This window comes from Streptomyces sp. NPDC090045 (assembly GCF_044747975.1).
Classification (GTDB): domain Bacteria; phylum Actinomycetota; class Actinomycetes; order Streptomycetales; family Streptomycetaceae; genus Streptomyces.
Genome location: NZ_JBIVFA010000007.1, coordinates 168923 through 191830, shown reverse-complemented (window position 1 = coordinate 191830; position 22908 = coordinate 168923). Strand labels below are relative to the sequence as shown.

22 protein-coding genes are annotated in these 22908 nt (G+C 70.6%); 11 read left to right on the top strand and 11 right to left on the bottom strand.

Annotated features, from left to right (window positions below; genetic code table 11):
* Positions 1–83: 83 nt before the first annotated feature.
* The 5 genes from atpA (at position 84) to ACIPYQ_RS20525 (ending at position 5184) form a co-directional block, all read left to right on the top strand.
* Positions 84–1679: a F0F1 ATP synthase subunit alpha gene (gene atpA, locus ACIPYQ_RS20545; RefSeq protein WP_314244060.1), complete on the top strand. Its 1596-nt coding sequence runs from the start codon at positions 84–86 to the stop codon at positions 1677–1679.
* A gap of 20 nt (positions 1680–1699) precedes the next feature.
* The gene (locus ACIPYQ_RS20540; protein WP_361754894.1) at positions 1700–2617 is read left to right on the top strand and encodes a F0F1 ATP synthase subunit gamma; all 918 of its coding nucleotides are present in this window, start codon (positions 1700–1702) and stop codon (positions 2615–2617) included.
* The gene (gene atpD, locus ACIPYQ_RS20535; protein WP_361754897.1) at positions 2617–4059 is read left to right on the top strand and encodes a F0F1 ATP synthase subunit beta; all 1443 of its coding nucleotides are present in this window, start codon (positions 2617–2619) and stop codon (positions 4057–4059) included. The genes ACIPYQ_RS20540 and atpD overlap by 1 nt, the downstream gene beginning before the upstream one ends.
* Before the next feature lie 141 nt (positions 4060–4200).
* Positions 4201–4572, top strand: coding sequence for a F0F1 ATP synthase subunit epsilon (locus tag ACIPYQ_RS20530; RefSeq protein WP_361754900.1), 372 nt, complete (start codon positions 4201–4203; stop codon positions 4570–4572).
* A gap of 165 nt (positions 4573–4737) precedes the next feature.
* On the top strand, positions 4738–5184 hold the full coding sequence (locus ACIPYQ_RS20525; protein WP_327416472.1) for a DUF2550 domain-containing protein: 447 nt from the start codon (positions 4738–4740) through the stop codon (positions 5182–5184).
* A gap of 129 nt (positions 5185–5313) precedes the next feature.
* Here the strand turns inward: ACIPYQ_RS20525 and ACIPYQ_RS20520 are convergent, their stop codons facing one another.
* The 3 genes from ACIPYQ_RS20520 to ACIPYQ_RS20510 all read right to left on the bottom strand — a co-directional run bounded on the left by ACIPYQ_RS20520 (position 5314) and on the right by ACIPYQ_RS20510 (position 9184).
* Positions 5314–7167: a glycosyl hydrolase family 18 protein gene (locus tag ACIPYQ_RS20520; RefSeq protein WP_401252994.1), complete on the bottom strand. Its 1854-nt coding sequence runs from the start codon at positions 7165–7167 to the stop codon at positions 5314–5316.
* Between the two features lie 182 nt (positions 7168–7349).
* Positions 7350–8003, bottom strand: a complete 654-nt coding sequence (locus tag ACIPYQ_RS20515) for a response regulator transcription factor (RefSeq protein ID WP_361754906.1) — start codon at positions 8001–8003, stop codon at positions 7350–7352.
* Positions 8000–9184 (bottom strand): sensor histidine kinase, encoded by a 1185-nt coding sequence (locus ACIPYQ_RS20510; RefSeq protein ID WP_401252992.1) that lies wholly within the window; start codon positions 9182–9184, stop codon positions 8000–8002. The genes ACIPYQ_RS20515 and ACIPYQ_RS20510 overlap by 4 nt, the downstream gene beginning before the upstream one ends.
* Positions 9185–9346: 162 nt before the next feature.
* Between ACIPYQ_RS20510 and ACIPYQ_RS20505 the strand changes: the two genes are divergently transcribed.
* Positions 9347–9919 carry a hypothetical protein gene (locus tag ACIPYQ_RS20505; protein ID WP_401252989.1) on the top strand — a complete coding sequence of 191 codons (573 nt, stop codon included), beginning with the start codon at positions 9347–9349 and terminating at the stop codon, positions 9917–9919.
* Positions 9920–9958: 39 nt separating this feature from the next.
* On the opposite strand, the gene ACIPYQ_RS20500 is transcribed toward ACIPYQ_RS20505, so the two are convergent.
* Positions 9959–10531 (bottom strand): cob(I)yrinic acid a,c-diamide adenosyltransferase, encoded by a 573-nt coding sequence (locus ACIPYQ_RS20500; RefSeq protein ID WP_361754915.1) that lies wholly within the window; start codon positions 10529–10531, stop codon positions 9959–9961.
* A gap of 226 nt (positions 10532–10757) precedes the next feature.
* On the opposite strand from ACIPYQ_RS20500, the gene ACIPYQ_RS20495 reads away from it, so the two are divergent.
* The 3 genes from ACIPYQ_RS20495 (at position 10758) to ACIPYQ_RS20485 (ending at position 14856) form a co-directional block, all read left to right on the top strand.
* Entirely contained in the window at positions 10758–11606 is an 849-nt protein-coding gene (locus ACIPYQ_RS20495) for a 3-hydroxyacyl-CoA dehydrogenase family protein (RefSeq protein ID WP_319724631.1), read from the top strand.
* A gap of 182 nt (positions 11607–11788) precedes the next feature.
* Positions 11789–12112: an STAS domain-containing protein gene (locus ACIPYQ_RS20490; protein WP_030153791.1), complete on the top strand. Its 324-nt coding sequence runs from the start codon at positions 11789–11791 to the stop codon at positions 12110–12112.
* A gap of 194 nt (positions 12113–12306) precedes the next feature.
* A complete protein-coding gene (locus tag ACIPYQ_RS20485; RefSeq protein ID WP_401252984.1) occupies positions 12307–14856 on the top strand; it encodes an ATP-binding protein in 2550 nt (849 codons plus the stop codon).
* A gap of 78 nt (positions 14857–14934) precedes the next feature.
* On the opposite strand, the gene nucS is transcribed toward ACIPYQ_RS20485, so the two are convergent.
* Positions 14935–15606 (bottom strand): endonuclease NucS, encoded by a 672-nt coding sequence (gene nucS / locus ACIPYQ_RS20480; protein ID WP_361754922.1) that lies wholly within the window; start codon positions 15604–15606, stop codon positions 14935–14937.
* Between the two features lie 220 nt (positions 15607–15826).
* Between nucS and ACIPYQ_RS20475 the strand changes: the two genes are divergently transcribed.
* Positions 15827–16219, top strand: coding sequence for an SCO5389 family protein (locus ACIPYQ_RS20475; protein ID WP_030660337.1), 393 nt, complete (start codon positions 15827–15829; stop codon positions 16217–16219).
* Between the two features lie 16 nt (positions 16220–16235).
* On the opposite strand, the gene ACIPYQ_RS20470 is transcribed toward ACIPYQ_RS20475, so the two are convergent.
* Complete coding sequence (locus ACIPYQ_RS20470; protein ID WP_361754925.1) at positions 16236–17267, bottom strand: LLM class flavin-dependent oxidoreductase; 1032 nt, start codon at positions 17265–17267, stop codon at positions 16236–16238.
* Positions 17268–17496: 229 nt separating this feature from the next.
* Here ACIPYQ_RS20470 and ACIPYQ_RS20465 point away from each other — a divergent pair, with 229 nt between their 5' ends.
* A complete protein-coding gene (locus ACIPYQ_RS20465) occupies positions 17497–17823 on the top strand; it encodes an ATP/GTP-binding protein (protein ID WP_150259404.1) in 327 nt (108 codons plus the stop codon).
* 6 nt (positions 17824–17829) lie between these two features.
* On the opposite strand, the gene ACIPYQ_RS20460 is transcribed toward ACIPYQ_RS20465, so the two are convergent.
* From ACIPYQ_RS20460 to ACIPYQ_RS20440, 5 genes are all read right to left on the bottom strand, one after another.
* Positions 17830–18666 carry an ABC transporter permease gene (locus tag ACIPYQ_RS20460; protein WP_361754928.1) on the bottom strand — a complete coding sequence of 279 codons (837 nt, stop codon included), beginning with the start codon at positions 18664–18666 and terminating at the stop codon, positions 17830–17832.
* Positions 18663–19778, bottom strand: coding sequence for an ABC transporter ATP-binding protein (locus tag ACIPYQ_RS20455; RefSeq protein WP_361754931.1), 1116 nt, complete (start codon positions 19776–19778; stop codon positions 18663–18665). Before ACIPYQ_RS20455 ends, ACIPYQ_RS20460 begins: the two co-directional genes overlap by 4 nt.
* Before the next feature lie 145 nt (positions 19779–19923).
* On the bottom strand, positions 19924–20694 hold the full coding sequence (locus ACIPYQ_RS20450; protein WP_361754934.1) for an ABC transporter permease: 771 nt from the start codon (positions 20692–20694) through the stop codon (positions 19924–19926).
* Positions 20695–20696: 2 nt separating this feature from the next.
* Entirely contained in the window at positions 20697–21719 is a 1023-nt protein-coding gene (locus ACIPYQ_RS20445; RefSeq protein ID WP_361754937.1) for an ABC transporter ATP-binding protein, read from the bottom strand.
* Positions 21720–21833: 114 nt separating this feature from the next.
* Positions 21834–22772 carry a cellulose-binding protein gene (locus ACIPYQ_RS20440; RefSeq protein ID WP_327416486.1) on the bottom strand — a complete coding sequence of 313 codons (939 nt, stop codon included), beginning with the start codon at positions 22770–22772 and terminating at the stop codon, positions 21834–21836.
* Positions 22773–22908 lie beyond the last annotated feature (136 nt).

Below are 22908 nucleotides of genomic sequence, written 5' to 3'. Positions count from 1 at the left end.
TGCAGAACTTGCAGAAGATTCCTGGGGGTCGCCCCCAGACCCCTAAGAAGCTTCAGGCCCAACAAGGAGAGCAGGGAACCCAGATGGCGGAGCTCACGATCCGGCCGGAGGAGATCCGGGACGCACTGGAGAACTTTGTCCAGTCGTACCAGCCGGACGCGGCCTCGCGCGAGGAGGTCGGAACGGTCAGCGTTGCCGGCGACGGCATCGCGAAGGTGGAGGGCCTGCCCTCCGCCATGGCGAACGAGCTGCTGAAGTTCGAGGACGGCACCCTCGGTCTCGCCCTCAACCTCGAGGAGCGCGAGATCGGTGCGGTCGTCCTCGGCGAGTTCAGCGGTATCGAGGAGGGCCAGCCGGTGCAGCGCACCGGTGAGGTGCTCTCCGTCGGCGTCGGCGAGGGCTACCTCGGCCGCGTCGTCGACCCGCTCGGCAACCCGATCGACGGTCTCGGCGAGATCGCGACCGAAGGCCGCCGCGCCCTCGAGCTGCAGGCCCCCGGCGTCATGGTCCGCAAGTCGGTCCACGAGCCGATGCAGACCGGCTACAAGGCCATCGACGCGATGGTCCCCGTCGGCCGTGGCCAGCGTCAGCTGATCATCGGCGACCGTCAGACGGGTAAGACCGCCCTGGCCGTCGACACGATCATCAACCAGCGCGACAACTGGCGCTCCGGTGACGTGAACAAGCAGGTCCGCTGCATCTACGTCGCCATCGGCCAGAAGGGCTCGACCATCGCGTCGGTCCGCGGCGCGCTGGAAGACGCGGGCGCGCTCGAGTACACGACGATCGTCGCCGCCCCGGCGTCCGACCCGGCCGGCTTCAAGTACCTGGCGCCGTACACCGGTTCCGCCATCGGCCAGCACTGGATGTACGCCGGCAAGCACGTCCTGATCATCTTCGACGACCTGTCGAAGCAGGCCGACGCCTACCGCGCCGTGTCGCTGCTGCTGCGCCGCCCGCCGGGCCGTGAGGCGTACCCGGGCGACGTCTTCTACCTGCACTCCCGTCTGCTGGAGCGCTGCGCGAAGCTGTCCGACGACATGGGCGCCGGTTCGATGACCGGTCTGCCGATCGTCGAGACCAAGGCGAACGACGTGTCGGCGTTCATCCCGACCAACGTCATTTCCATCACCGACGGCCAGTGCTTCCTGGAGTCCGACCTGTTCAACGCGGGCCAGCGCCCGGCGCTGAACGTCGGTATCTCGGTCTCCCGCGTCGGTGGCTCCGCCCAGCACAAGGCCATGAAGCAGGTTTCCGGCCGTCTGCGCCTGGACCTTGCCCAGTACCGTGAGCTGGAGGCGTTCGCCGCCTTCGGTTCCGACCTGGACGCCGCTTCGAAGGCTTCGCTGGAGCGCGGCAAGCGCCTGGTCGAGCTGCTGAAGCAGGGCCAGTACCAGCCGATGCCCGTCGAGGAGCAGGTCGTCTCCGTCTGGGCCGGCACCACCGGCAAGATGGACGACGTCCCGGTCAACGACATCCGTCGCTTCGAGTCGGAGCTGCTGGAGCACCTGCGCCGCGAGCGCAAGGACCTCCTCACCTCCATCGCCGAGGGCGGCAAGATGTCGGACGACACGCTGACGTCGATCGCTGACGCCATCGCCGGCTTCAAGCGCCAGTTCGAGACCTCGGACGGCAAGCTCCTGGGCGAGGACGCACCGGCCGTCAACGTCTCCAAGTGACGACGGAAGGGACCTGACTCATGGGAGCGCAGCTCCGGGTCTACAAGCGTCGCATCCGTGCCATCACGGCGACCAAGAAGATCACCAAGGCGATGGAGATGATCGCCGCCTCGCGCATCGTCAAGGCGCAGCGCAAGGTGGCGGCATCGATGCCGTACGCGACCGAGCTCACCCGTGCGGTGACCGCGGTCGCGACCGGCTCGAACACCAAGCACGCCCTGACCACCGAGGTCGAGACGCCGACCCGTGCCGCGATCCTGCTCATCACGAGCGACCGCGGTCTGGCCGGCGGCTACTCCTCGAACGCCATCAAGCAGGCGGAGCGGCTCACCGAGCGGCTGCGCGCTGAGGGCAAGGACGTCGACACCTACATCGTCGGCCGCAAGGGTCTGGCCTACTACGGCTTCCGCGAGCGCAAGGTCGCGGATTCGTGGACCGGCTTCACCGACAGCCCGGCCTACGCCGACGCCAAGCGCGTCGCCGGGCCGCTGATCGAAGCCATCCAGACGGAGACGGCCGAGGGCGGCGTCGACGAGCTGCACATCGTCTACACGGAATTCGTGTCGATGATGACGCAGAACCCGGTCGACGGCCGGATGCTGCCGCTCAGCCTCGACCAGGCTGCGGAGGAGACCGGCACGAAGGGCGAGATCCTTCCGCTGTTCGACTTCGAGCCGTCGGCGGAGGACGTCCTCGACGCCCTGCTGCCGCGCTACGTCGAGAGCCGTATCTACAACGCACTGCTGCAGTCGGCCGCTTCCGAGCACGCCGCCCGCCGCCGTGCGATGAAGGCGGCGACCGACAACGCCGGAGACCTCATCAAGAGCCTCTCCCGGCTTGCCAACGCGGCCCGCCAGGCCGAAATCACCCAGGAAATCAGCGAGATCGTCGGTGGCGCGAGCGCCATGGCTGACGCGACCGCGGGGAGTGACAAGTAATGACGACCACTGTTGAGACGGCCGCCGCCACGGGCCGCGTCGCCCGGGTCATCGGCCCGGTCGTCGACGTGGAGTTCCCCGTCGACGCCATGCCCGAGATCTACAACGCCCTCAAGGTCCAGGTCACCGACCCGGCCGAGGACGGCAAGCTCAAGACCCTGACCCTCGAGGTCGCGCAGCACCTGGGTGACGGCCTCGTCCGTACCATCTCGATGCAGCCGACCGACGGTCTGGTCCGCCAGGCCCCGGTGACCGACACGGGCGAGGGCATCACCGTCCCCGTCGGTGACTTCACCAAGGGCAAGGTGTTCAACACCCTCGGTGAGGTGCTGAACTACCCGGAGGAGAACGCCAACGTCACCGAGCGCTGGCCGATCCACCGCAAGGCGCCCCGCTTCGACGAGCTCGAGTCGAAGACCGAGATGTTCGAGACCGGCGTCAAGGTCATCGACCTTCTCACCCCGTACGTCAAGGGTGGAAAGATCGGTCTGTTCGGTGGTGCCGGTGTCGGCAAGACCGTTCTGATCCAGGAAATGATCTACCGCGTCGCCAACAACCACGACGGCGTGTCGGTCTTCGCGGGCGTCGGTGAGCGTACCCGTGAGGGCAACGACCTCATCGAGGAAATGGCCGACTCGGGCGTCATCGACAAGACGGCGCTTGTCTTCGGCCAGATGGACGAGCCCCCGGGCACGCGTCTTCGCGTCGCGCTGGCCGGTCTGACCATGGCGGAGTACTTCCGCGATGTGCAGAAGCAGGACGTGCTCTTCTTCATCGACAACATCTTCCGTTACACCCAGGCCGGTTCCGAGGTCTCCACGCTGCTCGGCCGCATGCCGTCCGCAGTGGGTTACCAGCCGAACCTGGCTGACGAGATGGGTCTGCTGCAGGAGCGCATCACCTCGACCCGTGGTCACTCGATCACCTCGATGCAGGCGATCTACGTCCCCGCGGACGACCTGACCGACCCGGCGCCGGCGACCACCTTCGCCCACCTCGACGCGACGACGGTTCTCTCCCGTCCGATCTCCGAGAAGGGCATCTACCCGGCCGTGGACCCGCTGGACTCGACGTCCCGCATCCTCGACCCGCGGTACATCACGGCGGACCACTACGCCACGGCGATGCGCGTCAAGGGGATCCTGCAGAAGTACAAGGACCTCCAGGACATCATCGCGATCCTCGGTATCGACGAGCTGGGCGAGGAGGACAAGCTCGTTGTCCACCGTGCCCGTCGCGTCGAGCGCTTCCTGTCGCAGAACACCCACGTGGCGAAGCAGTTCACCGGTGTGGACGGTTCGGACGTTCCGCTCGACGAGTCGATCACCGCGTTCAACGCGATCTGCGACGGTGACTACGACCACTTCCCCGAGCAGGCGTTCTTCCTGTGCGGTGGCATCGAGGACCTGAAGGCCAACGCCAAGGAGCTGGGCGTCTCCTGATCCGGCGCGCCCCTCGCGGGGCGCATCCGGCTCGAAGGTTTCACGGGAGAGGGGCGGGTGTGTCCCGTCCCTCTCCCCACGCCCATTAGAATTTGACCCAACACCCGGCCGACCCGCCGGGTGGTGACCCGAGGAGCCACCTTGGCTGCTGAGCTGCACGTCGAGCTGGTCGCGGCGGACCGCAATGTCTGGTCCGGCGAGGCCACCCTTGTTGTCGCCCGCACCACGTCCGGCGACATCGGCGTCATGCCCGGTCACCAGCCGCTTCTCGGTGTGCTGGAATCGGGCCCTGTGACCATCCGCACCAGCGAGGGCAGCACTGTCGTCGCCGCGGTGCACGGCGGTTTCATCTCGTTCGCGGACAACAAGCTGTCCCTGCTGGCCGAGATCGCCGAGCTCGCGGACGAGATTGACGTCCAGCGTGCGGAGCGGGCACTGGAGCGCGCGAAGGCGGAGGCCGATGCCGCCGCCGAGCGTCGCGCTGATGTCCGGCTGCGCGCCGTAACGGGCTGAACGCCCGTCGGAGTTTGAACCGCTGAGTACCCGGGGGGCGACCGCCGGGGCTCGGCAGACCTCAGCCGCGGTCCGTTCTGGAATTTTCCAGACCGGGTCGCGGCTGTGGCGATGCAGGTCTGTTTTTTTCTCATGCGTATTCGATGAGCGAGGAGGTCGGTGAAGATGCTCCTCGCTCTGCTTGTGAGCGGCCTGGTCGTAGCCCTGGTGGTGATCGGGTTGTTTGTCTTCGGACTGCGCCGCAGGCTCATCCAGCGGTCCGGCGGAACCTTCGACTGCAGCATGCGCTGGGGCGTGGCCGACAAGCCCGACGTCTCCGGCAAGGGCTGGGTGTACGGGGTCGCGCGCTACAGCGGTGACCGGATCGAGTGGTTCCGGGTGTTCTCGTACTCCCACCGGCCGCGCCGGCTGCTGGAGCGTTCCTCCATCGAGGTCGTGGCCCGCCGCGCCCCGGAGGGCGAGGAGGAGCTGGCCCTGCTCTCCGACGCCGTCGTGCTCGGCTGTGTCCACCGCGGGACGCGCCTGGAGCTGGCGATGAGCGAGGACGCGCTGACCGGCTTCCTGGCCTGGCTGGAGGCGGCGCCTCCCGGGCAACGGGTGAATGTTGCCTAAATTCCTTTCCCGTTGAGTGGGGGTCCCCCCGGACGAAGTCTGGGGGAGGTGAACGTGGCCTGAGGGCCTTCAGGACGTGAAGAAGCCGGGGAGACGGGGGCGGACCCGTCTCCCCGGCTTCCGTCTTTCCTACTGCAGCCCGGTGTGGATGGCGTTCGCGAGCTCACCGTTGGTGGTGTCGCCGCTGAACTCCCAGAAGAAGGCTCCCTTGAGGCCCTGCTGCTTGGCCCAGGTCATCTTCCCGGCGATGGTCGCGGGGGTGTCGTAGCTCCACCAGTTGCTGCCGCACTTGGCGTAGGCCGTACCGGCGATCGTGCCGGTGGCCGGGCAGCTGGTCTTGAGCACCTTGTAGTCCTCGATGCCCTGCTCGTACGTGCCCGGTGCCGGTCCGGTGGCGGTGCCGCCGGGGGTCGCCTGGGTGACGCCGGTCCAGCCGCGGCCGTAGAAGCCGATGCCGAGGTTGAGCTTGGCGCCGGGGACGCCCTTGGCCTTGAGCTTGGCGATGGCGTCGGCCGAGTTGAACCCGGCCTGCGGGATGCCCGCGTACGAGGTGAGCGGGGAGTGCGGGGCCGTCGGGCCCTGCGCCGCCCAGGCGCCGAAGAAGTCGTACGTCATCACGTTGTAGAAGTCGACGTACTGCGCGGCGCCGCCGTAGTCGGCCGCGTCGATCTTGCCGCCGCTGGAGGCGTCGGCGGTGATGGCCGCGGTGACCAGGTTGTTCGCGCCGAACTTGGCCCGGGTCGCCTGCATCAGGTTCTTGAAGGCGGCGGCGCCGCTGGTGTCACAGGACAGTCCGCAGGCGTTCGGGTACTCCCAGTCCAGGTCGATGCCGTCGAAGACGTCGGCCCAGCGCGGGTCCTCGACCAGGTTGTAGCAGGACTGGGCGAAGGCGGTCGGGTTGGCCGCGGCCTGCGGGAATCCGCCTGACCAGGTCCAGCCGCCGAAGGACCACAGGATCTTGATGTGCGGATAGGCCTTCTTCAGCTTGCGCAGCTGGTTGAAGTTGCCGCGCAGTGGCTGGTCCCAGGTGTCGGCGACGCCGTCGACGCTCTGGTCGGCGGTGTAGGCCTTGTCGTAGTCGGCGTAGGCGTCACCGATGGTGCACTGGCCGTTCTGGACGTTGCCGAAGGCGTAGTTGATGTGGGTGATCTTGCCGGCCGTACCCGAGGTGACCAGGTTCTTCACGTGGTAGTTGCGCCCGTAGACGCCCCACTCGGTGAAGTAGCCGAGCTTGACCTTGCCGCCCGGGTCCGGGGGAATGACGCCGCCGGTGGTCGTCACCGAGACCGTGCCGGAGGAGGGGCCGGTCTGGTCGGCGGTGTCACGGGCGGTGACGCTGTAGGTGTACGTGGTGCCCTTGGTCAGGCCCGAGTCCGCGTAGCCGGTGCCGGTGACGGTGGCGATCTTGGCGGAGCCCCGGTAGACGTCGTAGTTCTTGACGCCCTTGTCGTCGGTGGCGGGGGACCAGCTCAGGGTGAGCGAGGTGTCGGCGACGTTGCTCGCGGTGGGGGTGCCGGGAGCCGAGGGGGGAGCGTCGCCGGGCTGGGTGCCGCCGTCGCAGGAGGCGCCGTTGATCTTGCAGCCGCCGGGGGAGCCGCTGCCGGCGCCGTTGAAGCCGAAGCTGGCGGTCGCGCCGGGGGCGAGGGTGCCGTTCCAGCCGACGTTCTTGGCCGTCCAGTGGGTGCCCGAGCTGGTGACGGTGGCGTCCCAGGCCGAGGTGACCGAGGTGCCGGCCGGGTAGTCCCACTCCACGGTCCAGCTGGTGAGGGTGGTGGTGCCGGTGTTCTTCACCACCCACTTGCCCTCGAAGCCGGTGCCCCAGTCGGAGACCTTGGTGTACGTCGCGGTCGCGGCGGCGGCCGCCTGGGCCGGGGCGGCGAGCACGACGAGCCCGGTGACGGGCAGGGCGAGCGCGGCCACGATCGCCGCGACGCGGGTGAAGAACCGGGTGCGCCTGGTGCGGGGTGGGGATGCTGTGCTCAAGGGTGATCCTCCGTAGGTCCGTCTCGGTCGTGGGGGACCTCGACATGGGGGTGGGACCTGCGCCGCCCGTGAGCACGCTTTGTCATGGCACGCTCACCACAGTGTTGCGGCGAGCGTAGAAAGGTCTGGACCAACCGTCAAGAGGTCCAGACCGGTACGCGAGGTGCCGCCCGGGGTCGGGGCTATATCCCCAACTCCTGGGCCAGCACCGCGGCTTGGAGTCGACTGCGCAGCTCCAGCTTGCCGAGCAGGCGGCTGACGTGGGTCTTCGCCGTCGCCTCCGCCATCTCCAGCCGCTCGGCGATCTCCGCGTTCGACAGGCCCTCGCCCAGCGCGCTCAGCACCTCCCGCTCCCGCGGGGTCAGGGAGGCCACCGCCGCGGCCGTCTCCGGCGCCGGGGTCGCCCGCGCCGGCCGGGGGGCGGCGAACTCGGCGATCAGCCGCCTGGTCACCGCCGGGGCGATCAGGCCCTCCCCGCGCGCGACCGTCCGTACCGCCGCGATCAGCTCCGCCGCGTCCGCGTTCTTCAGGAGGAAGCCCGCGGCCCCGGCGCGCAACGCCCCGAAGACGTACTCGTCGAGGTCGAAGGTGGTCAGCACCAGGACATCGGCCAGCCCCTCCGCGACCACCTCGCGCGTCGCGGACACCCCGTCCAGCCTGGGCATCTGCACGTCCATGAGGACGAGGTCCGGCCGCAGCTCCCGGGCCAGGCGGACCGCCTCCTCCCCGTCGCCGGCCTCGCCGACCACCTCGATGTCCCCCGCGCTGCGCAGGATGAGCACCAGCCCGGCCCGCACCGCGCCCTGATCCTCCGCCACCACCACCCGGATGGTCATGCCTCCACCGCCTTCTCCTCCGCGGGCAGTGTCGCCCGTACCTGCCACACCGCGCCGGACCGGCCCGCCGTGAACGCTCCGCCCAGCAGTTCCGTCCGCTCCCGCATGCCGATCAGCCCGGCCCCGGAGCCGGGGGCGCGGGGGCCCGGCCGGTCCCCGTAGGGCGAGTCCACCCCCACGGTCAGCAGCCCGTCCGTGTGCGCCACGCGGATCGTGACCGTGCCCGGGGCGGCGTGCTTGAGCGCATTGGTCAGCGACTCCTGGACGATCCGGTACGCCGCCAGCTCCACCGGGGCCGCCGTCTGCTCCCCGGGCGGCCGCTCGTCGTGGAGCACGAAGTCCAGCCCGCTCGCCGAGCCGTTGGTCCTCGCCTGTCCGACCAGGGCGTCCAGACCGTCCAGCGAGGGCACGGCGACCGGCTCCTGCCCCGCCCCGGCCTCCCGCAGCAGCCCGATCAGGCGGCGCATCTCGGCCAGGCCCTGCACGCTGTTCTCGCGGATCACCCCGAGCGCCTCGCGGCTGGTGGCGGCCGTGTCGATGGAGAGCGCGGCCGTGGAGTGGATCGCGATGGCGGACAGGTGGTTGGCCACCATGTCGTGCAGCTCGCGGGCCATCCGGGCGCGTTCGGCGACCACGGCCTGGCTGCGGTCCATCTCGGCCAGCAGCGCGGTCTGCTCGGCGCGCAGCCGGGCGGCCACGGCGGCCTCGCGGTGGTTGCGCAGCGTGGCGCCGGTCAGCGCCGGGGCGAAGCTCACGATGCCGGTGACCACGCCGATCAGCAGGGCCTGCGGGGTGCGAAGCCAGGCCACCGAGGCGATGGTGACGATGACCGTGATCAGCCCGGTGCTGACCGGGAGCCGGCGGGCCATGGACGGTTTCCCGTACACGACGGCGGCGTACATCAGGTCGGTGAAGATCACGACGGTGGCGAGGCTGCCGACCGTGAACTGGTCGGCGATCACCCCGAGGGTGCCGACGATCAGGGTCACGGACGGCATGGTGCGGCGCAGCAGCTCCATCGAACCGAGGGCCACGAGGGGGACCAGGGCGGCCCAGTCGGGCAGGAGGTGCCGGTTGCCGCTGCTGTAGACCCCGAGCGACCAGAACACCAGGCCCGCGAGCACGCTGAACACCGCCAGCAGGACGTCGTCGCGGTGGGGGCGCAGGCTCTTCGTGGTCACGGTCCCATCCAACAGGGTGCGCGGGCCGCGTACGTCGGCGGAGCGGCCGACGTGCGGCTACATCGAAGGATGCAGGCACAGGTCGTCAGCGGCGACGACGCGACCGGCCCGGCGGGACGGGAGTCTGGGAGGGAACCTGAAACCTAGCGGACGGAGAGTCCCGTGATCGTCGCGCTGATCATCGCCTGTGAGGTCGGCTTCTGGGTGCTGCTGGCGGCCGGTCTGGGCCTGCGGTACCTCGCGAAGATGCCCAGGCTGGGGGCGGCGGTCCTGCTGTGCGAGCCCCTGATGGAGCTGGTGCTGCTGGTGGTCACCACGCTCGACCTGAAGAACGGCGCCGAGCCGGACTGGAAGCACGGTCTGGCCGCGCTCTACATCGGCTACACCGTCGCCTACGGCCACTACACGATCAAGTGGCTCGACGGGCACGCCGCGCACCGGCTGGCCGGGGGCCCCAAGCCGGCCGGCGCCGGGTACGGGAAGGCGCGGGCCGTGCACGAGTGGAAGCTGTGGGTCCGTACCCTCGTCGCCGCCGCGGTCGCCCTCGGCCTGCTCCAGGTGGCCATCTGGTACGTCGGCGACGCGGGCGACGTCAGCTCGCTCCAGGCGTGGCAGTTCGGCGCCCTGCGGGCGGTCGGCATCCACGCCCTGGTCGCCGTCGCTTACACGATCTGGCTGAAAAAGGCCCCTGCGGGCGTGGAGGAGCGGCCCGTACTGGCGAAGACCGAGCGATAGCGCCACGGGGCCGGGTGGCGGCCGGCGGCGCCCCGCGCGCTACCGTTCGCCGCCCGGCACCCACAGCACGTCCCCGACCTCCTTGTTGGCCACCCGGGCCAGGATGAACAGCAGGTCGGAGAGACGGTTCAGATAGGTGGCGGTCAGCGGGTTCATCACCTCGCCGTGCACCTCCAGCGCCGCCCACGTCGAGCGCTCGGCGCGCCGGACCACCGTGCAGGCCTGGTGGAGCAGGGCCGCGCCGGGGGTGCCCCCCGGGAGGATGAAGCTGCGCAGCTTCTCCACCTGCTCCAGGAAGTGGTCGCAGTCCGCCTCCAGCTTGTCGACGTAGAACTGCTCCACCCGAAGCGGCGGGTACTCCGGCTTCTCGACCACCGGGGTGCACAGGTCCGCGCCCACGTCGAACAGGTCGTTCTGCACGCGGACCAGGACCTTCACGACCTCCGCCGGCAGCCCGCCGAGCGCGATGGCCGTCCCGATGGCCGCGTTGGCCTCGTTGGCGTCGGCGTACGCGGAGATCCGCAGATCGGTCTTGGCCGTGCGGCTCATGTCGCCGAGGGCGGTCGTGCCCGAGTCGCCGGTACGGGTGTAGATGCGCGTGAGGTTCACCATGCGGCCAGCGTAGACGGACCGCCCCCGGCGGCGGCGAGCCGGAGGACGGGCGAACTGGAGGGCTGGGCAGGGGTGCTGGGCCGTACCGGTGTGATGTCCGTCATCTGAGACGTGACGCGTGTTACTTCGCGGTCACACCGCACCGCCCGGGCGCTAGTCTCCGCCGGAGTGGCTACGAGGCCGTGCCGTATTCGAGACTGGTCATTTGAAGAACGTGGGGTGTGCAGTGGCTGGGAAGCTCGCCGTCATCGGTGCCGGACTGATGGGTTCCGGGATCGCTCAGGTCTCCGCTCAGGCGGGTTGGGACGTCGTGCTGCGCGATGTCACCGACGCCGCGCTGACCCGTGGCACGGACGGGATCAAGGCCTCGTACGACAAGTTCGTCTCCAAGGGGAAGATGACGGCCGAGGACGCCGAGGCGGCGCTGGCGCGCATCACGACGACCACCGACCTCGACGCGGTGGCCGACGTGGACATCGTCGTGGAGGCCGTCTTCGAGAAGATCGAGATCAAGCACGAGATCTTCCGCGCCCTCGACAAGATCGTGCGTGAGGACGCCATCCTCGCCTCCAACACCTCCGCCATCCCGATCACCAAGATCGCGGCCGTGACGGAGCGTCCGGAGCGGGTCGTCGGCGCGCACTTCTTCTCGCCCGTCCCCATGATGCAGCTGTGCGAGCTCGTGCGCGGCTACAAGACGAGCGACGAAACCCTCGCCACCACGCGGGCGTTCGCCGAGTCCGTCGGCAAGACCTGCATCGTCGTCAACCGCGACGTCGCCGGTTTCGTGACCACCCGTCTGATCTCCGCGCTGGTCGTCGAGGCCGCCAAGCTCTACGAGTCGGGCGTGGCCTCCGCCGAGGACATCGACATCGCCTGCAAGCTGGGCTTCGGCCACGCGATGGGGCCGCTGGCCACCGCCGACCTCACGGGCGTCGACATCCTGCTGCACGCCACCAGCAACATCTACACCGAGTCGCAGGACGAGAAGTTCGCGCCGCCGGAGCTGATGCGCCGGATGGTGGACGCCGGTGACATCGGCCGCAAGAGCGGGCAGGGCTTCTACAAGCACTGAGGCCCGGGCCGGCCGCCGAGCGCCACCGTTCGAATATTGGTTCACCCCTCAGGGTGAATTAGGTATCGGTTCGCTCACGGTCGGCAACTTCCCTGCCCGTGGGGCAGTCAGTTCAAGTGAGAGTTGCCGACCACGGACCAGTCGGACCATACGTACGCAGTACTGCACTGCCGGGAGTACACATGCACATCAGGGGCGACCACGCCGAACTCGCTGTCGGGGGCCGCCTCGACGTGCGCAGCGCGGCGGACGCCCGTACGGCCCTCCACACCGCGCTCGACGACGGCCACGGCGACCTCGTGCTCGACCTCACCGGGCTCGACTCCTGGGACGCGACCGGCCTCGGCGTGATCATGGGCGCGCACCGGCGGGCCGGCCGGACCGGCCGGCGCCTCGTCCTGCGCGGGGTGCCGCCGCAGATGCAGCGGCTGCTCGTCGCGACCCGGCTGCACCGGATCCTCGCGATCGAGGGCGGCCTGGAAGCAGAGTCCCTGCCCCGCGTCTGAACGGGCAAGCCGCTGACCTTTGCATTTCCTGCGGAAACGTAACGGTCCGGTGGTGATCGCACCCCTGCGGTTTCCCGCACGACCGGCCACGGTCTAGGGTTCGGGCGGAAACCGGACCAGGAGCGACCGCGGGTGCGCCGAGGCCGGGCGGTACGACGGCGAGGCGCTCGGCCCGCGATCGGGGGGACTGGATCATGGACCGAATACAGGGGCAGACCGGGCAGGACGGGCGGCAGCCCGCAGGCGGCTCCACGCCGTCCGTGCCCGGATCCGGGCAGGCTCCGGCCCCGTCCGGAGCGACCGCCGCGCCCACGGCGACCTCCGGGACCTCCCCGACGTCCGGGACCTCCCCGGCCTCCGCACCCATGCCACACGGCCCCGCGCGGGTCGTCACCCTGACCGCAGGCGACTTCACCCTCACCGTCAACCCGGTCGACGGCAGCGAGATCGAGCCGCTCCGCCCCGGCACCGAGCGGAGCCGCCCCGCCAAGCGCGACGCGGCCGCCCGCACCGCCCGGGACACCGCCGCACGGCCGCCCGCCCTGCCGGGCCCCGCCGGCCCCGTACGGCCGCTGCTCGCCCGCGAGGAGGAGCAGGAGCGCCTCGTCCGCCTGCTGGCCCGGGGCCGGTCCGTACGGCTGACCGGACCTTCGGGATCCGGGCGCAGCGTGCTGCTCGACGCGGTCGCCGCCCGGTGCGCGGGCCTCGCGCCCGACGGCGTCGTACGGCTCTCCGGGTACGGGCACCAGCAGCCCTCCGAACTCCTCCAGACGCTCTACGCGACCGTGTACGAGGCTCCCGGGGAGCGCCCCGAGCGCGACGAGCTCCTCGCCCGCGTCCGGGACATCGGCGCCGTCGTCCTCCTCGACGACCTGGAGATGGGCGGCGCCGCGCTCGACGAGCTGCTGCGCGCCACCCCCGAATGCGCCTACCTGCTCGCTGCGACCCCCGACACCCGGTCCCCCTCCGACGACTCGCACATCGAGGAGGTCTTCCTCGGCGGGCTGGGCAAGACCGAGTGCGTGGACCTCCTCGAAGCGGGCCTGGGACGGCCGCTGACGGACGAGGAGACCGCCTGGGCGGGAGACCTGCGCTTCGCCTCCGAGGGGCTGCCGCTGCGCTTCGTGCAGGCCGCCGCGCTGCTGCGGCAGCGGGACGAGCTCAACCACGCCGTCGAGGACGACGACGAGGAGGAGCCCGGCGTCTTCGACGAGCGCCCGCGCGACCGCGCACAGGTGCCGCTGCCGACGCTGGCCGAGGGCGCGGCCCCGGCCGAGCTGCTGGCCTCGCGGGTCAGCGAGTCGGCGCGGGCCGCCCTGCGGATCGCCTGCGCGCTCGGCGGGGAGCTGCCGCACCACGCGCACCTGCCGGCGCTGGTGGGGGACACCCACGCCGACACGGCGGTGCCCGAGCTGCTGGCCTGCGGGCTGCTGACGCCCGTCGGGACGCGCTACCGGCTGGCCGCCGGCGTCGCGCGACAGCTGGAGGAGGTCGGCTACGGGGACACCGCCGCGGAGGAGGCCCGTACGGCCGCCCGGCACTACGCCTGGTGGACCGGGCACGCCTCGGTGACCCCGGAGCGGGTCGCGGCCGAGGCCGACGCGGTCCTCGCGGCGCTGGCCGGCGCCGACGTGGTGGCGGCGGTGCTGCTGGCACGGACGGCGGCTCCGGCGTTCGCGGGCTCGCTGCACTGGGAGGCGTGGGAGCGGGTGCTGCGCTCCGGGGCGGAGGCCGCGCGCAAGGCGGGAGAGGTCGCCGAGCAGGCGTACTTCCACCACGAGCTCGGCGTGCTGGCCCTGTGCGAGGGGCGCCTGGACCGGGCGCGGGCCGAGCTGGAGACCTCGATCGGGCTGCGGGGCGCGCTGGCGGACAAGCGGGGCACGGTGGCCGGACGGCGCGCGCTGGCGCTGGTCGTGGACCGGGAGGCGGCAGAGCTGGCTCCGTCGCCGCCGCTGAGGCTGGAGGCGCCGGCGGCCCTGGCGGCGGCTTCGGAGGCGGTGACGGCGGTGACCCCGGTCGCCCCGGCGGCCTCGCCGGTCCCTGCGGCCCCTGCTGTGAACCGGTCGGCCGCGTCCCTCGCGCGGACCCCGTCCAACCGCGTCGCCCCCGTGATCCCGGTGGGCCCCGTCTCCGCCGAGGCGGTGACGCGGATGACCCCGGTGGTGCCGGTGTCCCGGAGCTCGGAGCCGCCCACGACGCTGTCGGAGGTGTTCGAGGACGCCTTCCCGCTGTCGCCGAAGCCGGTCCCGCCCACCGCCCTTCCCAAGCCGGCGCCCGCGCCGGCCAAGGACGCGGGCCGGCGCCGGCTGGTGCTGCTGGCCGGCGCGGGAGCGCTGACGGTGGTGGCGCTGGGCACGGTCGTGGCCCTGGCGCTGGGTTCCTCGGACGACGCGCCGCCGGCGCAGAGCCCGGCGGTCTCCCTGACCCCGACGGCCGTGGTCCCGTCGACCGTGCCGAGCGCCGGCGGGAACGATCCTGCACCGGAGCCGCCGGCCTCCGCCCCGGCGTCGGAGGCCGTGCAGCCGGGACAGAGCACCGCCGCCCCGACCCCCGGCCGCACGCCGGGCCGCACCCCGTCCCGCCGCCCGTCCCCGACGCCGCCGAACTCCCCGCCGCCGTCGTCCGTTTCGCCCCCGCCGACCAGCACGGGGCCGACTCCGACGCCGACCGAGACCGCCGAGCCGACGCCGACGGCCACCCAGGCGGTCACGGCGACCGCCGCCTCCCCGCCCGCGGGCCCGTGAACGCCGACGGCTCCGTCCTTCGGGACGGAGCCGTTGCGTCAGTGGGCGGTCGGCCGGGCGGCCGGTCGGGGCCGGGGATCAGAACAGGCGGAGCTTGTCGTCCTCGATGCCGCGCAGCGCGTTGTAGTCCAGGACCACGCAGTCCATCCCGCGGTCCGTCGCCAGCACCTTGGCCTGCGGCTTGATCTCCTGGGCGGCGAAGATGCCCCGGACCGGCGCCAGGTGCGGATCGCGGTTGAGCAGCTCCAAGTAGCGGGTCAGCTGCTCGACGCCGTCGATCTCGCCGCGCCGCTTGATCTCCACGGCCACCGTCGCACCGGAGGCGTCCCGGCAGAGGATGTCCACCGGACCGATCGCCGTCATGTACTCGCGCCGGATCAGGGTGTAGCCCTCGCCCAGCGTTTCGATGCGGTCCGCGAGGAGTTCCTGCAGGTGCGCCTCGACGCCGTCCTTGATGAGCCCCGGGTCGGTGCCGAGCTCGTGGGAGGAGTCGTGCAGGACTTCCTCCATGGTGATGATGAGCTTCTCGCCCGCCTTGTTGATGACCGTCCACACCCCGGCGTCATCACCGCTCCCCTCCTTGAGGGTGCAGGGGGGCGACATCCAGTTGAGCGGTTTGTACGCCCGGTCGTCCGCGTGGATCGAGACACTGCCGTCGGCCTTCACGAGGATCAGACGGGGTGCCGAGGGCAGATGGGCGGTGAGCCGGCCCGCGTAGTCGACGGAGCAGCGGGCAATGACGAGACGCATGGTCGGCAACGCTACTCGACCAACGGGCCTCCACGCGATTCGCCCCCGAAAGCCCCCTTCGCGGATGGCGCGTTGTATGCGCATTCTCCTGGTGCGCCACCCATGGGACGCCTACCGTGGTGAGCGGGAGGTGGCGAAGCGTGCACTCTGCGTCGCGATCTCCTTCCCTGCCCGTAAGACTCCGGCAACCCAATCGGCCGGGGTCGCGAGAGGAGAACCCATGTCGCTCGACGTCTCACCGGCCCTACTCGAACAGGCCGAGCGAGGCGAGGTCGACGAAGCCGCTTTCGTCGACTGCGTCCGGACCTCCCTGCCCTACGCATGGGAGATGATCAGCTCGCTGGTGGCCCAGCTGAAGGTGGACGGCGGACAGTTCGCCGACAACCAGACGCCGCCGCCCGACGAGCAGGCGCGGGGGCAGCTGCTGCGTGCCCTCGCGAGTGACGCGATACGGGGTGCCCTGCAGCGGCACTTCGGAGTGCGCCTGGCTTTCCAGAACTGTCACCGGGTTGCGGTGTTCCCGCTGGACCCCTCGGTGGACGACCGGCTGGCCAAGTTCACTTCGATCCGCGGTCAGCTGCTCAACCAGTCGCCGGAACTCCGGGACTGCTGAGCAGGTCCGGTAGATCTCAGCCGAGGCGGGGCAGGACCTCGACGCCGAGTCGTCGTACGTTCTCCTCCGTCGCGGCGAGATCGCCGGAGCCTTCCGTCAGGAGGGCGAAGCGCGTGATGCCCGTCCGTGCCGACGTGGCCGCCAGCCGGTCCGCCGCCACCTCCGGGGTGCCCACCGGGTGCAGGTCGCACAGCAGTTCCGTGTACGCGACCGGATCCCGCATCGCGCGCGCGCGTCCGTCCACCGTCACGTGCGCGTCCAAACCCTGCTTGAGCCAGCCCGGCATCGCCTTGAGCAGGGTCTCGCGGGCGTCCGCCGTGCGGTCCGCGAGCTGGCACACCCCGGCGGAGACGTGCCCCGCGCCGGCCACCTGATCCCGCGAGTGGCCCGCCGCCAGCGCCGTGCTGCGCCACAGCGCGACCATCTCCGCCTTGGTCTCGTCCCCGCAGTGCATGCCGAGGAGCATCGGCAGCCCCCGCTGAGCGGCCAGCCGTACCGACGCGGGAGAAGTGCACGCCACGATCACCTCCGGCCCCGCGCCGTCCCCGTCCAGGGCCTCCGAAGGCCGCGGTACGACGGCCACCTCGCGGAAGCCGTACCGCTCGCCGGCGGCTCCCACCCGCGCCTGCGTCAGCCAGCGCCGCAGCAGGTCCAGGGCCTCCGGGAAGCCGTTCTCGTACGCGTCCAGGCCGCCCCCGAACACCTCCAGGTCGACCCACGGCCCGCCGCGGCCCACCCCGAGGGTGAAACGGCCGCCCGAAGTCAGGTGCAGCAGGGCCGCCTGCTCCCCGAGGGCCACCGGGTGCGTGCTCGGCAGCACGCTCACCGCCGTGCCCACGCGCAGCCGCCGGGTCCGGCCCAGCAGCAGGGCCGCCAGGGTCACCGCCGAGGGACAGACCCCGTACGGGACGAAGTGGTGCTCGGCGAGCCAGACCGAGTCCAGCCCGGCCTCCTCGGCCACCTCGGCGGTCCGCACCGCCCGGTGCAGTGCCTCTCCCTGTCCCTGGCCCGGGAACTGGGCCGCCAGTACAAACGCTCCTACGCGCATCGCCTTTAGCCTCCTCGCGGCTGACGCGGCCTCCCCCAGGTGGACCGGTTCTTCCTATGGCAACAACGTCTGACACGTGCCAAAGGCACGGGCTGACAGGAAAGTTATTGGGATTGTCGGGCCATTCCTCTTCGCGAGGCCGTCTTCCTCGGCCACCCTGCGGGTACCCGGCCTCGCTGCGCGTAGTCTGGGAGAAAGTCACTGCCGTCCGCCCTCCCGTGAGGTATACGTGTCACCGCGCAACAACCGCCCCAGGGGCGGCGAGACCCCGGATGAACGCCCGGGCACCGGCCTCGACCGCTACGGGCTGGAGCGCACCGAGGAGTACCAGGGCGAGGACTGGAAGGTCCGCCACGTGGCCGGCGCCAGCGCGGCCGGCAAGCGCTACCGCTGTCCCGGCTGCGACCAGGAGATCCCCTCCGGCACCCCGCACCTGGTGGCCTGGCCGGAGTACGGCGGCGTGGACGACCGGCGGCACTGGCACAAGGCCTGCTGGAACGCGAAGGACCGCCGCACCTCGAAGGTGCAGCGGTCCCGTAACGCGCCCCGGTACTAGAGCGCCCTAGACGTCCCGGCGGCCGACCGCCAGGTACGAGGCGGTCACCGCCGCGCCCGTGATCAGCACGATGAGCAGCAGGTGCGAGAGGTTGCTGGGGGCCACGCCCAGGTCGCCGCCCTCCCGCATGCCGAACAGCTGGCTGAGAGCCACCGGCACGTTGCGCTGGAGGATCATGCGTCCGACGGGCGCGACGGCTTCCCAGCTGGTGAGCATGGCCCCTATCACCGGCGGCAGCGTGACCAGGCCGAGCATGACGGCGATCCCCCCGGCCGAGTGCCGCACCAATGCGCCGATCGCCAGCGCGAGCACGCCGAGCAGGGTGACGTAGAGGCAGCCGAACAGCGCGCCCAGCCATTCGTGGGCGGCGTGCGTGCCGGCCGCGGCGCCGTCGTGGGCCAGCGCCGCGGCGATCCCGACGACGAAGACGGACAGCACGGTGGTGACGAAGGCCGTGGCGCTGAAGACCAGGTACTTCGCGGTGAGCACCCGGAACCGGTCCGGGGCGGCGGTGAAGGTGGTCCGCGCCAGTCCGGTGCCGTGCTCCGAGGTGATGGTCAGCACGCCGAGGACCATCACCGCGACCTCCCCCACCAGCAGGCCGAAGAGGGCGGGTGTGGTGAAGGTGATCCCCTCGTAGTCCTGGTCGGTGGTCTGCGAGACGAAGAGCAGCCCGACGCCGACGACGATGAGGACGAGGGAGCCCAGCGTCCACATGGTGGAGCGGATCGAGATCAGCTTGGTCCACTCCGAGGCGAGGGCGTGCCCCAGGTGCGGCCGCGGCGTGGGGAGGGGAGAGCTGTAGCTCCGGGGCCGCTCCGGCGTCGGGGTCGTCGGGGTCATCGTGTGTCCTCGGGGGATTTCTTGGCGGTGCTCGTGAGCTCGCCGGGATTGCTGGGCATGAGGAAGGGCTGCCCGCCCGCTCCGGGCGGCGGCGGGGCGAAGAAGCCCGCTTGCGGGACGTGCGGCGCCGCCGGCTCCTCCTCCCACGCCGGGAGGGCCAGCGGCTCGGGCTCCCAGAGCTCGGCCCGCGGGTCCTCGGTGGAGGTGTACTCGACGGCGGACTGGGTCATCCGCATGTACGCCTCCTCCAGCGAGGCGTGGTGCGGTGACAGCTCCCACAGGCGTACGCCGGCCTCGTGCGCGAGGTCCGAGATGCGGGGCAGCTCCAGGCCGGTCACGCGCAGTGCTCCGTCGGGCTCCTGGAGGACCCGGCCCCCCGCCCTGGTGAGGGTCGTACCCAGCGTCTCCCGGCCATCCGGATCAGTGTCGGCCGCGCGCACCCGAGCGAATCCGGCCGAGTTGTGCGCGATGAACTCCCGGGTGCCCATATCGGCCAGCAGCCGTCCGCGGCCGATGACGATCAGGTGGTCGGCGGTCAGCGCCATCTCGCTCATCAGGTGCGAGGAGACGAAGACGGTGCGGCCCTCGGAGGCGAGCCGGCGCATGAGGTTGCGGACCCAGAGGATGCCCTCGGGGTCGAGCCCGTTGACCGGCTCGTCGAACAGCAGCACCTGCGGGTCCCCGAGCAGTGCGGTGGCGATGCCGAGCCGCTGGCCCATGCCGAGCGAGAAGCCCTTCGTACGCTGCCGGGCGGCGTCCTGGAGCCCGACCACGGCCAGGACCTCGTCCACCCGCCTCTCCGGGATCCCGGAGAGCTGGGCGATGGAGAGCAGGTGCGTACGCGCCCGGCGGCCGCCGTGCACGGCCTTGGCGTCGAGCAGGGCCCCGACGTGCCGCTGGGCGTTCGGGAGGTCCCGGAAGGGGCGCCCGTTGATCGTGACATGACCGGATGTGGGCCGGTCCAGGCCCACGATCATGCGCATGGTGGTGGACTTCCCGGAGCCGTTGGGCCCCAGGAATCCCGTCACGTGACCCGGCTTGACCTGGAAGGACAGCTGGTCGACGGCGGTCTTGGCGCCGTAGCGCTTGGTCAGGCCGACTGCCTCGATCATCTTGCTGCCCCTTACCAGGCCGGGACGACTCTCGCCCGCGTAAGGGTTAAGAGGATAACGAGGTTCCTCTGGTTCCGTCCCGAGTGGATCCCTGAGCTCCCCCTGAGACCGACCCGGGGATCTCCCGTAGTACGCGGGCAGGAGGTCAGGCGTCCCTCTTGCGGAGGACGCCGTAGCCCCCGAGTACCGCCGCCAGCGTCCAGAGGACCATGATCCCGAAACCGCCCCACGGGCCGTACGGGGTCTCGGGGGAGCCGAAGGCGTTGGGTACGACCTGCATGATCCTCGCCCCGGCGTTGCTCGGCAGGTACTGGCCGACCGTGCGGGTCGCGTCGAAACCGTTGAGGAGGTTCGAGACGATCAGGAAGAACGGGATCAGGATGCTGATGGCGGCGACCGAGCTGCGCAGCATGGCCGCCACGCCCATGCAGAACAGGGCGAGCAGCGCCAGGTACAGTCCGGCGCCGATCAGGGCGCGCAGCACGTTCTCCTCGCCGACACCGATGCCGAGGTCACCGAGGAGCGCCTGGGTGAGGAAGAACGACACGAAGCTGGTCAGCAGTCCCACGGCCAGGGCCAGCGCCGTCGCCACCGCCATCTTGCCGAGCAGGAAGTGCCCGCGGCGCGGTACGGCGGCCAGGGAGGTGCGGATCATGCCCGTGCTGTACTCGGTGCTCACGACCATCACACCGAAGACGATCATCGCGAGCTGACCGAACTGCATCGAACCGAAGCTCATCGCGGTGGGGTCGAAGGTGGCCTGCTGGGCCGCGTCCAGATTGTTCTTGTCGAACGTGGCGCTGAACAGCGCGGCGAAGCCGACGGTGACGAGGAAGACGAGGGCGAGGGTCCAGCTGGTGGAGGCGACCGTGCGGATCTTGGTCCACTCGGACTTGAGGACGGCGTTGAAGGCCATGGTCACTCGCCACCCTTGCGCGTCGCCTCGTAGCCGGCGCCCCAGGCGGGGACGTCGGCCGGCCGGGCGGGGTTGTCGGCGGCCATGCCGGGCGGGACCGGGGCGCCGGGTGCGCCCGGTGCGTGGGCGTGGTACTCGACGGAGTCGGCCGTCATGCGCATGAACGCTTCTTCCAGTGAGGCCCGTTGCGGGCTGAGCTCGTGCAGCACGATCTGGTGCTGGGCGGCGAGCTCGCCGAGCTGTTCCGCGCTCGCTCCGTCGATCTCCAGCGTGCCGGTGGCGGGGACGCTGACGGCGTTGATCCCGGCATCGTGCAGGACGTCCTTGAGTCGTTCCTGCTGCGGGGAGCGCAGCCGGACGTAACTCCGGGAGTTCTGCTGAATGAAATCAGCCATCGGAAGATCGGCCAGAAGTCTCCCTTGACCAATGACGACCAAATGGTCTGCGGTCAGCGCCATTTCACTCATCAGGTGGGAGGACACGAAGATCGTCCGCCCCTCTGCCGCCAGACCCTTCATCAGATTGCGGATCCAGAGAATTCCCTCCGGGTCCAGACCATTGACGGGCTCGTCGAACATCAGGATTTCCGGATCGCCCAGCAGCGCGGAGGCGATTCCCAGGCGTTGGCCCATGCCCAGCGAAAATCCTTTGGACTTCTTCTTCGCCACGGCCGTCAGTCCGACCAGGTCCAGCACCTCGTCGACCCGGCTCTGCGGGATATCGTTCGACTGCGCCAGGCAGAGCAGGTTGTTGTACGCGCTGCGGCCGCCGTGCATGGCCTTCGCGTCCAGCAGCGCCCCGATGTGCTTCAGCGGCTCCGTCAGGTCGCGGTAGTGCTTCCCGTCGATCCGGACCGTTCCGCTGGTCGGATTGTCGAGGTCGAGCATCATGCGCATGGTCGTGGACTTCCCTGCCCCGTTGGGGCCGAGGAAGCCGGTCACCACCCCCGGTCGGACCTGGAAGCTGAGGTTGTCCACGGCGGTCTTCGCGCCGAATCGTTTGGTAAGGCCCTCAAGCTCGATCATGCGGGCCACGCTAGAACGCCGAAGGGCCGTACGCCACCTCCGAAAGGTGACGCACGGCCCTACTTAGGTCGTGAAACGGGCGAACGGTACCGCCCGGTAACCGCGACGCGGAGGTCAGCGGCTCTGCTGCGCCGGGACGCCGCGGCTGACCGGCTCGTCGTCCACGATCGGGGTGGCCGCGGCGACGGCCGCACCGGTGAGCGTCGCCAGCATCTCGCGGACGTTGGTCAGCTGCGCGTTGATCGAGTCGCGGCGGTTGGTGAGCGCCGCCAGCTCGCGCTCGGACTCGCTGCGGATACGGTCCGCCTTGGCGTTGGCGTCGGCCACGATGTCCTCGGCCTGGCGCTGCGCGGTCTCCACCGTCTGCCGGGCCCGGCGCTCCGCGTCCGTACGCAGCTTCTCGGCCTCCAGGCGCAGCTGCTCCGCGCGGTGCTCGATCTCGGCGAGGCGCTTCTCCGCCTTGGCCTGACGCGAGGCCAGGTCGCGCTCGGACTGCTCACGGCGCTTGGCCAGGTTGGTCTCGAAGTCCGCGGCGGCCTGGGCGGCCTTGGCGCGGGTCTCCTCGAACAGCGCGTCGGCCTCCTCGCGCTTGGAAGCCGCGTCCTTCTGGGCCTCCGCGCGCAGGGTCGACGCGTCGCCCTTCGCCTTCTCGACGATGCGGACGCCCTCGTCCTCCGCCTTCGTCTTGCGGTCGGCGGCGAACGACTCGGCGTCGTTGCGCACCTGCTGGGCAGCCGACTCGGCCAGCTCGCGGTGCTGCTCGGCCGCGCGACGGGCCTCCTCGCGCAGGTCCTTCGCCTCCTCCTCGGCCAGCCGCAGGATCTTCTCGACCCGGGCGCCGAGGCCGGCGTACGACGGCTCGGCGTCGTTCACCTGGGCCTGGGCGTTCTGCGTCTCGAGGTGCAGCTCCTCGATCCGCTTTTCCAGAGAGTTGATACGTCCAAGGGCGCTGTCGCGGTCGGAGACCAGCTTGGTAATGCGGTCGTCCACCTGACCGCGGTCATAACCACGCCGCACGAGCTCGAAGCCGAAGGGGGAGGAAGTGTCGCTCATGGGGTTCCTGTCGAATGAGACCGATGAGGTGCTACGTGAGGTGTTAGGGGAATCCTAGGCGCCCAGACGGCGTGTCATCGAGTCAATCCGCGTTTGATCTGGACAATGACACCCCTTTTGAGTGGCAAGGCGGCGG

Coding starts and splice junctions, on each gene's coding strand:
- atpA (WP_314244060.1), top strand. CDS start 84: ATGGCGGAGCTCACGATCCGGCCGGAGGAGATCCGGGACGCACTGGAG.
- ACIPYQ_RS20540 (WP_361754894.1), top strand. CDS start 1,700: ATGGGAGCGCAGCTCCGGGTCTACAAGCGTCGCATCCGTGCCATCACG.
- atpD (WP_361754897.1), top strand. CDS start 2,617: ATGACGACCACTGTTGAGACGGCCGCCGCCACGGGCCGCGTCGCCCGG.
- ACIPYQ_RS20525 (WP_327416472.1), top strand. CDS start 4,738: ATGCTCCTCGCTCTGCTTGTGAGCGGCCTGGTCGTAGCCCTGGTGGTG.
- ACIPYQ_RS20515 (WP_361754906.1), bottom strand. CDS start 8,003: ATGACCATCCGGGTGGTGGTGGCGGAGGATCAGGGCGCGGTGCGGGCC.
- ACIPYQ_RS20500 (WP_361754915.1), bottom strand. CDS start 10,531: ATGGTGAACCTCACGCGCATCTACACCCGTACCGGCGACTCGGGCACG.
- ACIPYQ_RS20490 (WP_030153791.1), top strand. CDS start 11,789: ATGCACATCAGGGGCGACCACGCCGAACTCGCTGTCGGGGGCCGCCTC.
- ACIPYQ_RS20485 (WP_401252984.1), top strand. CDS start 12,307: ATGGACCGAATACAGGGGCAGACCGGGCAGGACGGGCGGCAGCCCGCA.
- nucS (WP_361754922.1), bottom strand. CDS start 15,606: ATGCGTCTCGTCATTGCCCGCTGCTCCGTCGACTACGCGGGCCGGCTC.
- ACIPYQ_RS20475 (WP_030660337.1), top strand. CDS start 15,827: ATGTCGCTCGACGTCTCACCGGCCCTACTCGAACAGGCCGAGCGAGGC.
- ACIPYQ_RS20470 (WP_361754925.1), bottom strand. CDS start 17,267: ATGCGCGTAGGAGCGTTTGTACTGGCGGCCCAGTTCCCGGGCCAGGGA.
- ACIPYQ_RS20460 (WP_361754928.1), bottom strand. CDS start 18,666: ATGACCCCGACGACCCCGACGCCGGAGCGGCCCCGGAGCTACAGCTCT.
- ACIPYQ_RS20455 (WP_361754931.1), bottom strand. CDS start 19,778: ATGATCGAGGCAGTCGGCCTGACCAAGCGCTACGGCGCCAAGACCGCC.
- ACIPYQ_RS20450 (WP_361754934.1), bottom strand. CDS start 20,694: ATGGCCTTCAACGCCGTCCTCAAGTCCGAGTGGACCAAGATCCGCACG.
- ACIPYQ_RS20445 (WP_361754937.1), bottom strand. CDS start 21,719: ATGATCGAGCTTGAGGGCCTTACCAAACGATTCGGCGCGAAGACCGCC.
- ACIPYQ_RS20440 (WP_327416486.1), bottom strand. CDS start 22,772: ATGAGCGACACTTCCTCCCCCTTCGGCTTCGAGCTCGTGCGGCGTGGT.